This is a genomic window from Longitalea arenae (genome assembly GCF_016924755.1).
Classification (GTDB): Bacteria; Bacteroidota; Bacteroidia; order Chitinophagales; family Chitinophagaceae; genus Niastella; species Niastella arenae.
Window position 1 is genome coordinate 57017 of sequence record NZ_JAFFJX010000017.1, and the last position, 17716, is coordinate 74732.

9 protein-coding genes are annotated in these 17716 nt (G+C 45.7%); 8 read left to right on the plus strand and 1 reads right to left on the minus strand.

The features are described 5' to 3' along the window. The first annotated feature begins 11 nt into the window (after nucleotides 1-11). From JT717_RS24050 to JT717_RS24065, 4 genes are all read left to right on the plus strand, one after another. Nucleotides 12-1826 carry a RagB/SusD family nutrient uptake outer membrane protein gene (locus tag JT717_RS24050; RefSeq protein ID WP_205513594.1) on the plus strand — a complete coding sequence of 605 codons (1815 nt, stop codon included), beginning with the start codon at nucleotides 12-14 and terminating at the stop codon, nucleotides 1824-1826. A gap of 33 nt (nucleotides 1827-1859) precedes the next feature. Then, entirely contained in the window at nucleotides 1860-4673 is a 2814-nt protein-coding gene (locus JT717_RS24055; RefSeq protein WP_240348395.1) for a SusC/RagA family TonB-linked outer membrane protein, read from the plus strand. Between the two features lie 22 nt (nucleotides 4674-4695). Continuing rightward, nucleotides 4696-6447: a RagB/SusD family nutrient uptake outer membrane protein gene (locus JT717_RS24060; RefSeq protein ID WP_205513595.1), complete on the plus strand. Its 1752-nt coding sequence runs from the start codon at nucleotides 4696-4698 to the stop codon at nucleotides 6445-6447. Between the two features lie 70 nt (nucleotides 6448-6517). Further along, nucleotides 6518-7558 (plus strand): DUF5627 domain-containing protein, encoded by a 1041-nt coding sequence (locus JT717_RS24065; protein ID WP_205513596.1) that lies wholly within the window; start codon nucleotides 6518-6520, stop codon nucleotides 7556-7558. 75 nt (nucleotides 7559-7633) lie between these two features. Here JT717_RS24065 and JT717_RS24070 read toward each other — a convergent pair whose 3' ends face one another. Further along, nucleotides 7634-10018: a glycoside hydrolase family 127 protein gene (locus JT717_RS24070; protein WP_205513597.1), complete on the minus strand. Its 2385-nt coding sequence runs from the start codon at nucleotides 10016-10018 to the stop codon at nucleotides 7634-7636. A 236-nt stretch (nucleotides 10019-10254) separates the two neighbouring features. On the opposite strand from JT717_RS24070, the gene JT717_RS24075 reads away from it, so the two are divergent. The 4 genes from JT717_RS24075 (at nucleotide 10255) to JT717_RS24090 (ending at nucleotide 17660) form a co-directional block, all read left to right on the plus strand. After that, nucleotides 10255-13467: a SusC/RagA family TonB-linked outer membrane protein gene (locus JT717_RS24075; protein WP_205513598.1), complete on the plus strand. Its 3213-nt coding sequence runs from the start codon at nucleotides 10255-10257 to the stop codon at nucleotides 13465-13467. Nucleotides 13468-13485: 18 nt separating this feature from the next. Then, nucleotides 13486-15075, plus strand: a complete 1590-nt coding sequence (locus JT717_RS24080; RefSeq protein WP_205513599.1) for a RagB/SusD family nutrient uptake outer membrane protein — start codon at nucleotides 13486-13488, stop codon at nucleotides 15073-15075. Between the two features lie 31 nt (nucleotides 15076-15106). Further along, nucleotides 15107-15931 carry a hypothetical protein gene (locus JT717_RS24085; RefSeq protein WP_205513600.1) on the plus strand — a complete coding sequence of 275 codons (825 nt, stop codon included), beginning with the start codon at nucleotides 15107-15109 and terminating at the stop codon, nucleotides 15929-15931. 280 nt (nucleotides 15932-16211) lie between these two features. Next, complete coding sequence (locus JT717_RS24090) at nucleotides 16212-17660, plus strand: cellulase family glycosylhydrolase (RefSeq protein ID WP_205513601.1); 1449 nt, start codon at nucleotides 16212-16214, stop codon at nucleotides 17658-17660. The last annotated feature ends 56 nt before the right edge of the window (nucleotides 17661-17716 follow it).

Sequence of the window (17716 nt, forward strand, 5' to 3'; positions counted from 1 at the left end):
AAGCTTGCTATATGAGAAGGTCTTCATACGTAATTATAACCTGTATCTTATTTGCAGTAACGGCCTTGCCTGCCTGCAAACGCTACCTTGACCGGGCGCCGGCAGCAGATGTTTCACCAACCGATGCATTTATAAATTTTACAAACTTCCAGGGTTTTACGGAAGAAATATATTCCCTGGTTCCCGAATACACGAGCAAAACCTGGGCTTGTGACTGGATCCTGGGCGACGAGATCATTCATAAAACGGGGGTGACCTGGTTAAATGAACAATTGGATAATGGCGATTCCTGGTCCTGGACTACCGGCGAATGGATCTCATGGCTGGATGCACCAAATTATAATCCCGACCCAACCACGGGTTTTGGCAAAGGCCTGTGGCCGAACTCCTGGTATGGCATTCATAAAGCAAACCTGGGATTGGCTAACCTGGATCAACTGGAAGGTACACAGGAAGAAAAGGATTTGATCAAAGGGCAGTTATTGTTTTTCCGCGGCTGGTTTCATTTTGAGTTAATGACCTATTGGGGCGGGCTCCCATACATCGATACGGTTTTGTCGCCCAGTTCGAAATTGAATTTGCCGCGTCTGCCATACCAGGAGATGGCTGAACGCGTAGCTGAAGACCTCAGAGCAGCAGCCGAACTCCTGCCTGTGAATTGGGATAATACAGAAGCAGGCAAGGCAACCCTGGGTAAAAATCAACTGCGAATAACAAAAGTGGCTGCACTGGGCTACCTGGGTAAGAATTACCTCTATGCTGGCAGCCCCTTAATGAACCGGGCATCCACAGGAAACGCAGGTTATAATGTGGATTATTGCAGGAAAGCGGCCGATGCATTTGCTGCCTTGTTGAAACTGGTCGATAATGGTGCGACCTGGATCAGGTTAATTGATTTTAGCCGTTACAGTGATCTTTTCTATACCAATGGCGGAAGTTTTATTCCCGGCTACCCCGAAGCCATTTTTCAGAATCCCGTGTATAGCGCCTGGTTTGCCGGTTGTCCATGGGGGCCAAGCTCCATTTTTGCCGAAGGAAATATCGGCGGAGGTTATGCCTCACCGAATGCAAGGTTTGTTGAGAACTATGGTATGGCCAACGGTTTGCCGATCGATGATCCACAGTCTGGTTACGATCCTGCCAATCCCTGGGTGAATCGTGACCCACGTTTTTATCATGACATTGTGATTGATAAAGACCAGATAATAAAAGGGTCTGCACCCGCCGATAAAGAAAAGTTCCGCTATGCCAACCTGTCTAATACCGGATTCAGCCGTGATCATTCGGCGATCGGACGAACCGGTTATTTGCTGAGGAAGCTTACGCCAATGACAGCCAATAATATCGACAATTTCCCCAACAATTACATGCACCTGTCTTATATGCGCCTGGCCGATGTTTACCTGATGTATGCTGAGGCCGTATTACAGGGCTATGGGGCTGCAACCAGCACGGGCCCTAATTATATTACTCCCGAAGATGCACTCAACAAAATAAGGGACCGTTGCGGCGCCGGTAGGGTTGCTGCAAAGTATGTGGCTGATAAGGATAAGTTCATGAGTGAGATCATTCGTGAGCGTGCCATGGAACTGGGCTTTGAAGAAGAGTTCCGCTATAACGACCTGCGCAGGTGGCTGCTTGCCGGGCAGCTGAAGTACAGGGAAAAAACTGCAATAGACTTCGATCGGGATGGTAATGGCAAACCGGTGAACATAAGAGAAAGAGTGTTGGTGACGCGCAAATTTGAAGATAAGAATTACTGGTTACCGTTGAAGATAAACGATGTAAATCTATACATATCGTTCAGCCAGAACCCCGGGTACTGATCGCCTTTCTTCCTAAAGCTTAAAAGCAAAATAATGAAAAACACTATACTGCTTGCAATGCTGATCAGCTTCGGATTGAGTTTGAATATGAATGTTCAGGCTCAGGAGCGGGCAGTCAGCAACAACAATTCAACCGAGGCTGCCGGCGACTCCCTGGTGCATGTGGCGTATAAGAGCGTTCACAGGAAAGATCTGCCTGCTGCTGTCTCCATATTGAATCCGCCTCAATACCTCGACAAACATTACGGAACCTATGCGTTGGAAGGAGCAGCTGCGTTTGTAGGAGGCAGTAATCTTTGGAATATGGGTACGGCGCTGGTGCTCATAGACGGGGTGCCCCGTTCAATCAATGATATTACAGCAAACGAAATTGAACAAATTAGTTTTTTAAAGGGAGCAAATGCCATTGTATTATATGGTAGCCGGGCGGCAAACGGCGTAATGCTGATAAGTACTAAACGCGGCAAGCCAGGCCTGAGCCAGATCAATGTACGCGCCAATAGCGGAATAAATGTGCCGAAATCATACCCGGATTATTTAGGGTCGGCGGAGTACATGGATTACTACAATCAGGCGCTGCGAAACGATGGTTTGCCCGCATTGTATGCCGACTCAACCATTGCACGTTATGCCGCGCATACCAATCCCTATCGTTATCCTGACATTAACTATTTTTCCCCGCAATATTTACGCAAATTCTATAATACGCATTCTGCCAATGCCGAATTTTCGAGTGGCACTGAGCGGGCTCGTTTTTATGCATTGGCCGGTTTTCAAAACCAGAATTCACTGCTCAATTTCGGGGAAGGCAAAAATGAGCACAATACCCGCCTCAACTTACGGGGTAATATTGATCTGAAATTGAACGATCTCATAAGCACTTATGTCAACGTATCTACGGTTTTTTACACCAATCGAAATGCATTGGGCAATTACTGGCAGCGCGCCGACAGCTTGCAGCCCCACCGGTTTGCGCCGCTGATTCCAATAAGTGCTGTTTCACCCGATGCAAAGGAGGCACAGACGCTGGTGAAAGGCAGCCGGAATATTATCGATGGCCAGTATCTGCTGAGCGGAACCCAGCAGTTCCTTACCAATCCCATTTCCGATGTATATGCAGCCGGCTATAATAAATTTACCAGTCGCCAGTTCCAATATACAAGCGGCATCGATGTTGATCTCAGGAATGTAACGAAAGGACTGTCTTTACATGGGCAAATGAGCATCGATTACTCCAATACCTATAACGAATCTGTTAATAATACCTACGCTATTTATGTTCCTGCATGGAGTAATGTTGCAGGTGTAGATACTATCATGCAACTATCCAGGTATAATAAAGACAGTAAAACGGGTACCCAGAACCTGAGTAATACATGGAGCGACCAACTGATCGATTTCAACCTGCACCTCGACTATGTAAATACTTTCAGGCAAAAGCATAACCTGTCGGCTATGTTAATGGCAGATGGCCTGCGGCGCCGGCAAACCGGCGATTACCAGTACCGCACCAATGCCAATGCAGGACTGCAATTAGGGTACAATTATGACCATCGGTATTACGCCGAATTTAGTGGCGCTGTTGTTAATTCTACGAAGTTGCCGGTTGGCAAACGCGTGGCCTTCTCGCCAACTGCAAGCCTGGGATGGCTGCTGAGTGAAGAAAATTTCATGAAAGGATGGGGCGCGATTGACCGATTAAAATTAACGGCAGCTGCGGGTATTGTAAATACCGATCTCGATTTTGCTGTCAACAGTTACTATTTGTATAACGCCGTTTATTCACCAACCGCTTTTTTTTCATGGGCCGATGGCACTTATACCAACCGCACCACCACCATCTCGCGGGGCGAAAATCTGGATCTGACCTATGCCAAAAGAAAAGAAGTGAACCTGGCTATCGAAGGCGCTTTGTTTAAAGGCCAGATCGACTTCCTTGCCAGTTTGTTCTATATTAAAAAAGATGGAATGCCGGTACAGAACTATAGCCTGTATCCCGGTTACTTTTTTACAGTTTTCCCCGAAACATCCTTCGTGCCCTACACCAACTTTGCCGCCAGCCGTTACCAGGGACTTGACTTTCAGTTAAACTTCCATAAAAGGGTAGGCGCGGTTAAACTCACTATCGGAACAGCCGGCACTTATATAAATACAAAAGCCCTGAAACGCGATGAACTGTTTACAGATAGCTATCGAAATCGTGCAGGTAAACCGGTAGATGCCATATTTGGCCTGCTCAGTCAGGGACTGTTTGCCGATCAAAAGGAAATAGATGATCATGAAACGCAAAAATTCGGAACGGTAAAAGCAGGCGACATCAGGTATATAGACCAAAATGGCGATCAGGTAATTGACGAGCGTGACGAGGTAATGATAGGCCGTTGGGGCAGTCCTTTCACCGGCGGTATAAACATTACAGCGCAATGGAAAGATCTTACCCTCTTTGTATTGGGAACCGCATCCCTGGGCGGAACAGCCATCAGGAGCGGCGACTATTATTGGGTAACCGGCGCCGTTAAATACTCTGCAGTGGTTCGCGATAGCTGGACGGAGAATACAAAAAATACGGCCACTTATCCCCGTTTGTCAACGCTCGGCAGTGGTAACAATTTCCGGAATTCCGATTTCTGGACCTACAGCACCGACCGGTTCAATATTTCAAAGGTGCAGTTAACCTGGGCCTTCCCCAAAAAATTACTGCAGCAATCTTTTGTAAAAGGATTGAACTTCTATGTGAGTGGCACTGATCTGCTCACCATAGCCAAAAACAGGAGCATCCTGGAATTGAACATCGGTTCCCTGCCGCAAACACGCTTTTACAATGTTGGTGTTAAAGGAGAATTTTAGGCTTTTACTGAAAAAAAATTATATGAAAGCTATAGTATACATGTTGGCGTTAAGTTTAGTTTTTTGCAGTTGCAAAAAGATACTGTCTCCCGCCGATGAAAATAACCGTGCGTTAAGCGATATCTATAATGACGCTGCATTTGCCGAAGGGCTTTTATTGAATGGGTATGTAAGACTTCCGCTGGGCAGCTATTCATTCAATGATGTAGCTACAGACGATGCCGTATCAAATAACCCAAACAATAATTACCGGTTAATGGCTACCGGCAACTGGTCGTCCATTAACAACCCAATGGAACAATGGACGGGTGCTTTTGCTGCCATCCAGTATTTGAATCTGATACTGCAGGAAGCCGACCAGGTAAACTGGGCCACGTCGGGACAATACACCAAAGAAATGTTCAATGACCGGGTTAAAGGAGAAGCTTATGGCCTGCGGGCCTTGTTTATGTATTATTTATTGCAGGCACATGGTGGCTGGTCAACCGGCAACAGCTTGTTGGGCGTGCCCATTTTAACGGAGCCGCTGCATGGTAGATCTGATTTCAAATTGCCCCGTAATACATTTGAAGAATGCGTTCAGCAGATCTATAAAGACCTGGATCTGGCCGAAAGCTATCTGCCGCTCGATTTCGTGAATATTACTTCGGTGAGCAGCATACCGGCAAAATATGCCGGTAAAACAACCCTGTCAGATTACAATCGCGTGTTCGGAGCATATAATGCGCAGCGAATGACTGCACGTATCGTCAAAGGCATCCGGGCGAAACTGTCCTTACTGGCTGCCAGTCCTGCTTTCAGCCAGGGAACAACCGTTACATGGGCAAAAGCGGCAGATGATGCAGCAGCGGTGCTTGACCTCATTGGAGGAATAGGGGGTATGGCCAATAACGGGGTGTATTGGTATGCCAGCCGCAATGCAGGTGAAATAAACGGGTTGGCGGCAGGGCAAAATCCGAAGGAAGTGCTTTGGCGGGGCAATGTAGGTGATGGCAATAACCTGGAAAGAGACAATTATCCGCCAACGCTGTATGGCAATGGGCGGGTAAACCCCACCCAGAACCTGGTGGATGCTTTCCCTATGGCCAATGGTTATCCTGTTACAGATGCCGCCAGCGGTTACGATCCGAACAATCCGTACAATAACCGCGATCCGCGTTTAGCGCTATACATCGTGGTGAATGGAAGTAAGATGGGGCCGGGCGGGTCTACCATTTATACCAGCATTGGCACTTCAAATGATGGATTGAATGCTATTTCTACTTCCACCCGAACCGGCTTTTATATGCGCAAGTTGTTGCGTGAAGATGTAAACCTTAACCCGGCAAGCACAAACACCCAACGGCATTACGTGCCCTACATAAGATACACAGAACTGTTCCTCACCTATGCTGAAGCTGCCAATGAAGCCTGGGGGCCCGACGGCAAGGGAACACATACCTATTCAGCTCGCGAGGTCATTGCTGCAATCCGCAAAAGAGCAGGCATTACCCAGCCCGATAATTATCTGTCGGGTATCAGCAGCAAAGAAGAAATGAGAAAGCTGATCCATAATGAAAGGCGCCTCGAACTTTGTTTTGAAGGATTCCGGTTCTGGGACCTGCGGCGATGGAAGGAAAACCTTACCGAGCCTGCAAAAGGGGTTAGTATAAATAACAATATGTACACGGTTACTGCTGTTGAGAACAGGCAGTATGCCGGTTATATGTATTATGGTCCCCTGCCTTACAACGATGTATTGAAACAAGACCTGTTACAAAATAACGGATGGTAAAGCGTGTTTTTAAACCCAACAAAGACAAATGGTAAGTTCCATCCGGCCAAAACACCATAAAAATTTACAGATGAAAAAGACAATATTGCTGTCATCAATTATGCTGGTGATCTGTTATGCATGTTCCAATAAAGATTCCGTTTTTCCTGACTATAAATACACGACCGTTTATTTTCCCTACCAGTCGCCTGTAAAGACCCTGGTGCTGGGAGAGGATATTTTTGACAATTCCCTCGACAACGAGCATAAATGCCTTATTATGGCTACCATGGGCGGCGTATATGAGAACAAAAAGAACGTAACGATAAGTGTTGTAATAGATACCCTGCTTGCCCACCGCCTCCGGTTTGAAGCGGCTACGGGCGACCATGTTGTTCCTATGCCAGACAACTATTACACGCTGCCCGCACAGAAGGAGCAAACGATCGTCATTCCCTCCGGAAAACTGATGGCCGGGCTGGAACTGCAATTGACAGATGCATTCTTCCAGGACCCGCGCTCTGTAAAAAACACATTTGTTATTCCTTTACGCATTACCGGCGTCGTCAATGCCGATTCTGTGCTCAGTGGGAAAAGCGATTATAAAAATGCCGACCGGCGCAATGCGGGTGAGTGGATCACCCCCCCGAAAGATTATGTGCTTTATGCCATCAAGTATATAAACTCATATCATGGTACGTATTTACGCAGGGGGATTGATCATGTAAAAGGAACCGGCGGCAACACCGCGCTCGATACAACAGTAGTGTACCGTGCCCAATATGTGGAAAAGGATGAGTTGTGTAATATGGTAACAAGATCCCTGAACGAAGTAACCGTCTCCTTGAAAGCCAAGAACCGTGGCAACACAGATCTGCCTTTTCAGTTACTGCTGCGCTTCGACAACCAGGGCAGGTGTACGGTAACTAATCCTGCTGCCGCTTCCTACACCATTACCGGAACAGGGGAACTGGTGAAGAAAGGCGATATGTGGGGCAATGAAAAAAGAGATGTGCTGTACCTGCAGTACCAGGCAGATTTTGGCGCTACCACCCATTCCTTTAAGGATACCATTGTATTGCGTGACCGGGGGGTGAAAATGGAAACCTTCACCCCCTTTATTGTCAATTGAAAAAATAGTATTCTTAGAAAATCAGGTCGATCCGCAGGGAAATAAGATCATCCGGTTTGTGCAGATGGCAGTGAGCTATCGAAGTAGCCGAATATAGTATACCGCGCCGGCAGCGCTGCCTGCCAATGCCTTGAATTTAACCCGGATATTGCTTTTATCCTTAACCATTGCGTCTGGTATTTTGTACGTAACATCAAAGAATCTGGATTGGTTCCATTTGCCGGTATTATCTTCAGTCAGTAATTTTTCGTCATCAATATAAATGTCAAATTTCCGGTCGCCCCATTCTGCACCCCAGTAGCGAACCAGTAACGACAATCCTGATTCTCCGTTGGTCGCCAGGCGGTAGCTGAAATAACCTTCATTGCGTGCATCGCGCCAGAACTCGTTCAGGTGATTGCCTGTATGCGAGTTCTCTTTTTGCAATTGATGATCGGCTTCCGGCTGTTGTTCACCGGGGGCTACAAAATCGATGGTACGCTGCTGTAAAGCCAGTTTTTCTTTTTCGGCGGCTGCCAGGGAATCAAGATACGACTGGTACTGTTCTTTAGTAAGCGTCATCCAGTACATCATGTACCGGGCGTCGTGAATATTGTAAAAAGGTTCCAGTTGGATATCTGTACCATTAATGATCCTGAGCCCGGGGAATCTGAAATGTAATGGCTGGTTTTTTACCGGTACCAGCTTCGTAGCCTTGCCAGCCACATCATTCTCAATAATGATGGGCGCTTTATCAACCGGCAAACGTTTCCCGCCGGCGATATGACCCCAGCGGCTGTCATTGGCAACAAGGCCTGCCATATCTTCTGTGCCGCTTTTGGCGGCAAGTAAAATGGGCCCGTGCATAAATGCTATGTAATCAGGTAAGTTGGGTAAATGTTCAATAGTGGTATGCATGGGTAACTGCACTTCAACTACGTCCCCCTTCTTCCAGGTTCGCCTTATGCTTACATAGGATGATGGATGCCCTTTATGGATAAATTTCTTTCCGTTCACTGTAATTTGTAAGGCGCCCTCTTTTACCCATGCCGGATAGCGAACCATCAGCGCTAAAGCCGCCGAGCCTTCCGTTACCGTTAATCTGGTTTGTTCTTCATAAGGAAATCCGGTTTCCTGTTTTATTACGATCCCTTTTTCTTTCCACTGCAGGGACGAAGCAAGGAAGAGGTTTATGAAAAGCGAATCGTGCTGATGAGTGTATATGAACTGGTTGTATTTAGCGTGATTTTCCATGCCGCTGCCAACACAACACCACATAGCCTGGTTGGGAGCAGAGTAAACGCGGTAATGACGGGGCCTGGCAGGCGTAAAGTAAACGTAACCGCCATGACCAGGATGTTGCGTTGAAAGAATGTGATTGTATACGGTTCTTTCGTAATAGTCAGCATATTTTGCTGCCGGTTCCGTCCTGAACAGATCCTCCGTTAGCTTTAGCATATTATAGGAGTTACAGGTTTCCGGCCCTTCCACATCATTGATAAAATCGCTGCAGGCGGCCGCCGCAGGAAAAATTTCACGCCGGCTGTTACCCCCAAAAGCCAGGCTGCGATTTCTAGTAACCGTTTCCCAAAAGAAGCCGGCTGCTTTACTGTAAATTTTATCCTGTGAAAGTTGGGCTATGCGCTGAAAGCCAACTGCTTTTGGCACCTGGGTATTGGCATGTTTATTATCCAGTTCATCTTTACCGGCAGCCATTGCATCGAGCAACATATGGTGAGAGAACCGTTTTGCTGCTAACATATAGCGGGCATCACCGGTCATTTGCCAGGCGTCGGCAAATACTTCCGGCATTCCGCCATGTTCAACATCGAGCATCGATTGCATTTGTGAATCAGGCAGTTTGGCGGTTAGCTCAATGCCCCAGTCGCAAAATTTCAAAAAGATCTTTCTGGCATCTTCACTACCGGCATATAGCCAGGCATCGCGCAGCCCTGCATATAATTTATGTACGTTGTACCAGGGCACCCAGGCCGCCCGGTATGGCCCAAGGTTCCCATTCTTTAAAGCCTGCCAGATTTTCTTACTGTCAGGAACGCCGCCAACATACCCGGCGCCCCAATCGGGCTGATTAATGGTATTGGCATCCTGGCAGGTCTTAAGTTGCCCGAGCATATATTCCATACGCTTTTTGCATTCAGCATTGCCGGTGGCTGCATAATTCATGGCAAGGGCTGATAGATAATGCCCGCCCACATGACCATCGAGCCCGGCCCAGTTTGCATAACCAGTTGCCTTGGGTGTAAGTCCGGCTTCCTTCAAAAAAGGGTGTAAAAGCCGGTCTACGTCATATTGTAACAGGGTTTTAATGTTAAGGTCACGCGCCTGTTTGAAGGGGCCGTCCAATAAGGTTACATCCGCTAAAGGAAAGGTGTTGGAATAAAGGCGGGGCTGGCAAATGCCGGTATAAGGTAATAAGAGTATGAAACTGATAAGTTTCACAGCGTTGAGAGATCTATTCATGTTTAAATCGTTAGCTAGCCGGTAAAAATCGCGCATATTTCCTGTATGGCATGGTACATTTCAATATTTTTCTGCTTCAAATGTTCAGAAGAAAAAGTTTGAAAACCACTCGCTTGCAACATTTCTTACCATAATCTGCAACATTTGTGGCCCCTGGTTTACACCCCATGGCGATAGCTTTACAATATTCGGCCAAAAGACAGCGGAAAGATTGCAGTTAAGCTAAATAACCAAATATGAAATCAACCAAAACGATTCGCTTGCGAAAATTGATGCTGTGGAGTATTTTACTGGTATTCCTCGCAAACACCCATGCTTTTGCGCAATCAGCAAAGGTGAGTGGCGCCATACTAGACAAACATGCCGCACCGGTTCAGGGGGCAACGGTCACGGTAAAAAAAACCAACCGTTCAACTGTTACAGACGCTGCCGGAAAATTTCTGATCGATGCATCACCTAATGACGTTCTTGAGATCAGTGCTGTTGGCTTTACCAGCCAGGAAATTAAAGTTGGTTCCGGCGACCTGACGGTCCGTTTACAGGAAGCCATTAACCAGCTCGAAAACGTCATCGTGATCGGTTATGGCACACAAAAGAAAAAATTAGTTACAGGCGCTACTTCCCAGGTAAAAGGGGAAGACCTTGCTAAATTGAACACAACGAATGCTTTACAGGCATTGCAGGGGCAGGCAGCCGGTGTTAACATTACCTCTACCTCAGGGCAGCCTGGCGGCGGTTTTAAGGTAAACATCCGCGGTGCAGGAACTATTGGGAATTCAAATCCCCTTTATGTCGTAGATGGGGTGATCACCAACGACATTACCTACTTAAACAATGCTGATATTGCTTCCGTTGACATTCTAAAAGATGCAGCATCATGCGCCATTTATGGTATCAATGGTGCAAACGGTGTTGTTTTGATCACCACACGAAGTGGAAAATCAGGTAAAAAAGACGGGCAAATTTCAATTGATGCTTATTACGGTGTTCAAAACATTGCCCGTAAACTGCCTTTACTGAATGCTGAGCAATATGCTACCATGCAAAATGAAGCCGCCATTAATAGTGGCAAAGCACCGCTCTTCACCCAGGCACAGATCGACGAGTTGGCCAAAGGAAGCAGCATTTTGCCCGCTCATGGAACCGACTGGTTAGACCAAATGTTTTCATCCGATGTGCCCATTCAGAATTTCACGATAGCTGCTAATGGCGGATCTGACCTATCATCTTATTCATTGGGTGGGTCATATACCGAACAGGGTGGGATCATCGGTGGTTCACAGCTTTCAAATTATAAACGTATCAACTTACGGGCAAATTCTGAACGTAAAATGTACGAGGGTGCTTTGAAGATCGGTGAGCATCTCACTTTTTCATTTATTGATCAGAAAGGCGTTGCTGATGGTGGTATTTATTCAGGTAATGTGCTGGCCGCTGCTATAGGTACAAGTCCCTTGTTAGCTATGTACGATGAAAAGGGCAAATATTTAAGCAGTCTCGATGCTACAGTATATAATGGCGGCGTTTGGAATAATACCGAAGCGAATCCTTATGCATTGATGCAATACAATAATCAGAATCAGACCAAAACACAGAGGTTGGTGGGAGATATTTATGCAGAGCTTCAGCCCATCAAAAACTTAAGAATAAGGTCAGTTATCGGTTTGAACTATTCTTCTTCGGCTTATCATAGCTACAGGCCTGTATACGGTAAGTTGTCAATATATGCTTTTAACGATTATGAAAACATCAGCCAGCGTGGTTCCCAGGGTTACACCTGGAACTTTGATAATACGATCAACTACCTTTTCAACATCAAAGAGCACAAATTTGATGTTTTAGCCGGTAGCGCAGTCAGAAAATATCAGGGAACATGGCTGAACGTAAGTAATACAGGTGCTACTTTATTCGGTTCTTTTGATCGTGGCTATCTGAGTAATTCCATGGTAACTACTATTACAATGAGTGCGGATACTTCGGCAGCCAACAGGCAAACCGTCACTAATACCATGTCGCTTAGCGGAAATGCCGATGCAGTGTATGCACAATCTTCTTTTTTCGGTCGAATAAATTACAGTTTTAAAGAAAAATACCTGGCTTCTGCTATTTTCCGTGCTGATGGTTCTACCATGTTTGCGCCCGGTCATCAATGGGGATATTTTCCATCATTTTCTGCCGGTTGGGTAGCAAGCAATGAAGATTTCATGGCATCCACTAAAAACTGGCTCAACTTTCTGAAACTAAGAGCAAGCTGGGGCTCTAATGGTAATGATGGTATTTCTCCTTTTAATTACCTGTATTTAATTTCCTTATCAAATGCCCGATACAATTTTGGGAATGATAATACCACTTTAACCCAGGGTTCATATCCTGAAACAATTGGGGTAGAAAACACCAAATGGGAAAGTTCCCGTCAAACCAATATCGGTATTGATGCGGGATTCTTAAATAATAAATTGAGCGTCAATCTTGATTTTTACAACAAGACCACAAAAGACTGGTTAATTGCAGCCCCTTTATTAGCAACTGCAGGTGTAAGCAGAAACCCATATATTAATGGTGGAGATGTTACCAATAAAGGAATCGAAGTGCAGTTGGCTTATAACGGAAATGTAGGGAAAGATTTTACCTACAACGTTTCCGGTTCTTATGCCTACAATAAAAATGTGGTGAACAATATTCCAACTGCCGATGGGATCATTCACGGTGGTACAAACAGTTTATATGTTAATGGCCCTGAATTCTTCCGGGCTGCTGCCGGAAATCCTATCGGTTATTTCTGGGGGTATAAAACCGCCGGGATTTTTCAGAATGCCGCCGATGTTCAGGCATGGCAGGGTAAGAACGGATTACTTCAGCCCAATGCAAAACCCGGTGACCTGAAATTGGTAGATGTTGATGGAGATGGAGTCATTGACGTGAAAGATAAAACCAATATCGGTGATCCCAATCCGCATCATATTTTTGGTTTCCGGTTTTCAGCCAACTATAAAAACTTCGATCTTTCTGTTACAACCAATGGGGTAGCAGGTAATAAGATCGTTCAGTCTTATCGTTCGCCTGGTCAGTGGGCTAACTCAACAACTGATATTCTTAGCCGTTGGCATGGTGAGGGCACTTCGAATAAGATGCCCCGCATAACTCAAAACAGTTCTAACTGGGTAGAATTTTCTGATCTCTATATTCATGATGGAAGCTATTTAAGAGTTTCAAATATTACGCTTGGGTACGATGTGGCAAAGGTTATCAGATGGAGGTATTTGAGCCAGTTCCGCTTATACCTGGCCGCTCAAAATCTGATCACGTTTACAAAATACAGCGGCATGGATCCTGAGGTTGGTGCTTCTTCTGCCGATGCAAGCGGTACTTATTTTTTTGGACAGGGTGTTGATAATGGGTTTTATCCACGCCCCAGGGTGTACATGGCAGGGGTGAACATTATTTTCTAATTGAGAAAAAGAAAAATCATGAAAAAAAGATATAGAATTATCATTGCTGCAGTTGCTACGATAATAACATTCAGTTCGTGCAAAAAATTTCTTACGAGTGAATTGACGGATGCCAAGCAGACAACACTCTCATATTATAAAACGCCTTCTGAAGCTTATACTGCCCTGGTAGGTTGCTATAACGGACTTAACCAGATCTATAACAATGATCAGATTCCTGCTTTGCTGGAAGTTTTCTCTGACAACAGTTTTGGCGGTACGGGCACTTTCGACGGGTATGGATGGGCAATGGTAGATGAATTTGATAAATCGATTTCCCCTTCGGATGTTTCTTTTCATGGTGGAGGCTGGAAAGCGTATTACCAGACCATCTACCGCTGCAATGTGTTACTGCAGAACATCGATAAGGTAGCATGGGGCGACAGTATTGCGTTAAGACAAAAATATGCTGCCGAAGCGAAATTCATTCGTGCTTACTGTTATTTGGATCTGGTTCGATTGTTCGAAAATGTTCCCCTGGTGACAACCCCCACCTTAGCCAATGTGCCGCAAGCCAATCCGGATGAAACATTCGCCCAGATCATGAAGGACTTACGGGAAGCTGCGGATAGTCTTCCTTCAGCTTCTTACAAAAGCGTACCCAGCGGAAGAATAACCAAATGGGCTGCCGAATCTTTATTGGCACGTGCTTATCTGTTCTACGCTGGCTTTTATGAGAAAAGTACTATTGCCGGCGAAACAGCCGCTACTGCTTTGGCTGCCGTAGAAGATGTAATTGCCCATAGCGGACATTCATTGGTAAGCGATTTCACCACATTATGGCCGGCAGCTTCAACAGCAAAAAATGTTACTTATGCGGGTGAAGATAATCCGGAAGTGGTCTTTGCCATTAAATATTCATCAACCGATAACTGGTCTGCAGACGCTACCGGGAACAGGTGGATGGTAATGGAAGGAATACGTTCGCAAAGCATTTATCCTTACCAGGCTGGATGGGGTGCGTGTACTGTTGATCCTAAGCTTTGGAACGTTTATCGTTCAACTGATACACGGCGTTTTGCCACCATCATTTCTATAGCTGACGAAAATCTTGCTTACACCAAATCAAGTGATTGCCGCAGTTACACAGGATATTTTATGAAAAAATATGCGATGCAATGTGATAAGAATGGAAATTCCCTTGCTTCTAATTTTATGACAGGTCAATCCCAGGACCTTTTCGTTATTCGCTATTCAGATGTTTTATTGATGGCTGCCGAATTGGGAAGTCCCAACGCGGTAAGTTATTACAACCAGGTACGCCATCGGGCAGATGCTTCAACTGCCCCGGCCACCGCTGTAACCAAAGCTGATATTTTAGCCGAACGCAGGCTGGAATTTGCGGGTGAAGGTATTCGTTACTGGGATGTATTGCGCCAGGGTATTGATGTAGCGGCTTCCACCATTGCTGCAAATACAACTGTTTCATTCTTCCAGGATGGTACTGCAAATCCACCCTCTGCCTCACAATTAGCGGCAAATATTAAAGTGACCCGCGGTTTTCAGCAAATACCTAACGACCAAATCACTTTATCCTCAGGTATGCTGAAACAAAATGCCGGCTGGTAACAGACATGTCATAACCAAAAAATTAAAGGAAATGAAAATCAATTTAATAATTGCACTTGCATGTTTAGGATCAGCCCTGCTGTATTCTTCGTGCAGGCCTGAAATATTTGAATTAGGTGCATTAGGCAACAAGGCTGATCTGAAATTCACCATTGCACCTTCGCCCACAAACCCTAATGATATTGTTTTAACAAGTTTAACGCCGGGTCTTACTCCATTTTGGATTACTCCTTACGGACCATCCACAAAGTCAAAAGATACTACCAATGTTCCATTCCCCGGAACTTACAACTTTGTGTATGGTGTTGAAAGTGCAGGTGGTCTTGTCACTGATACAACTGTCGTAACTATAACTACTATTGATGAAAAGACCGTAAGCGACCCGATGTGGATTAAACTCACAGGTGGTGGGTTAGGAAAATCGAGAACATGGGTGCTGGATCTGGATGCAAACGGGGTGAGCAAATATTTTAAAGGTCCATTTTACTTTGCAGGTCCGGGATGGGTATGGGACCCTGCATTTAAAGATATTCCCTGGGCTGGCGTTTCTGCAGGCGATTATGGCACCATGACTTTTGATTTGGTAGGTAATGCAAATTTCAAATCTGATAATAAAATGTTTCCTGACCTGTCAGGTACGGGTAAATTCATGGTGTACCCGGCTACGAATGAATTGTCAACTGTTGATGCCCAGGTTTTACATGATAAAGCACAAGGTGGCCAGGTTGCCAACTGGTTTGCAAAAATGACAGTGAAAACACTTACCGACAGTACAATGCAACTTATTGCTAAAAAGGATGCCAGTAATTGGTACATCTACAATTATATAACAAAGGAGTACTACGACACACATTAGAGCTATTCAGGTAAGGAGGCTGCTCAAAAGTAATTTTGGGCGGCCTTTTTTATTTTCTTTTCCGGAGTAGGGTCATTTCAGTACGGACGGCAGCAATAGGATAACCCTGAAATAAGAATTTATCCCGGCGCCGGCCTACCGCTAAAAAGAAAAAGACCCGTGAAAGTGATGAAAATCAGCATCCGGCAACATTTTTTACCATCATCTGCAACAATCCGGAACCCTGACTGAAAGAACATCCGGCTAGCTTTACAGCATTCAATTAAGAAAAGAATACTGTATGAAAACACGATTGCTGCCAACGCTAAGGCTTCTCATTGCTGTACTGTTTATATCAAGCTGCCAAAAAAAGGCGAATCCGGTCGCTCCGGAACTCTCCGCGGCTCCATCACAGATCAATCTTCCCGCAGCAGGCGGAACGGCCGATCTCACAATTACGGGTAATGCAGACTGGAGCATCAGCAACGCTGCGCTCTGGCTGCAATTAAACAAATCATCCGGCAATAACGGCAGCAGTACAGTCAAATTAACCGCAGGTTTTAATGGCACGGGTGCCTCGCGTTCGGCAGTACTCACAGTAACTGCTCAGAACGGTCAGGCAAGAAGTGTAAGGGTTTCACAAGCTGCCGAGTTGTATCCCTCATATAATACCTCCCCTAAGGCGCCTGATTCAATAGGCATGAGTACCGCTGTGCAACTGGCTGCTAAGTTTAAATTAGGCTGGAACATTGGTAACACATTGGAAGCGATTGGCGGAGAAACGGCCTGGGGCAATCCCCAGATCACCGAATCCTATGTAAAAGCGGTGAAGCAATTGGGCTTTACTGCTATTCGTATACCATGTGCATGGGATATCCATCTTGACAATAAAGCCACGGCACACATAGATCAAAACTGGATGAACCGGGTAAAAGAGGTCGTTGGTTATTGTGTCAATAACGGCATGTATGTTATGTTGAATATTCATTGGGATGGCGGCTGGCTGGAAAATAACATCAGCAAACTGAAGCATGATTCTGTCAATGCGAAACAAAAAGCATTATGGGAACAAATTGCTACCACTATGCGCGACTTTGATGAGCATCTGATGTTCGCCAGCGCCAATGAACCGGCTGCTGATAATGCCGAGAAAATGGCAGTCCTGGCTTCATACCACCAAACCTTCGTTAACGCAGTTCGTGCTACGGGTGGAAAGAACAGCCACCGCGTGCTGATCGTTCAGGGGCCAAATACAAACGCAACTTTGACTGCTGAATTGATGAACACACTTCCTAAAGACCCCACTGCCAATCGCCTCATGGTGGAAGTGCATAACTATACGCCATCACAGTTCTGTATCCTGAATGAGGACGTAAGCTGGGGTAAAATGGCTTACTACTGGGGCAAAGGGTATCATTCAACCATTGAAACCGATCGTAACGCTACATACGGAGAAGAAGACGCCCACATCGCTGACTACAATAAGCTGAAAACAAAATTTGTTGATAAAGGCATCCCGGTTATCATGGGTGAGTATGGCGCTTACAGGCGCGATAATTCAGCACATGTGCCCAAAGAGCTGGCCCTGCATAACGCTTCAGTGGATTATTGGATAACGTTTACAACAAAAGAAGCACTGGCCCATGGCGTAAAACCTTTCTGGTGGGATACCGGCGGCGCTTTGGATAGAAGAACCAACACAGTAAAGGACCAACGAACGATTGACGCTCTTTTGGCAGGCGCCAAATAGAGATATCTCATAAACGATGCTGCTGCCAGGGCATCAGACGGCTGGCAGTGCTGCAA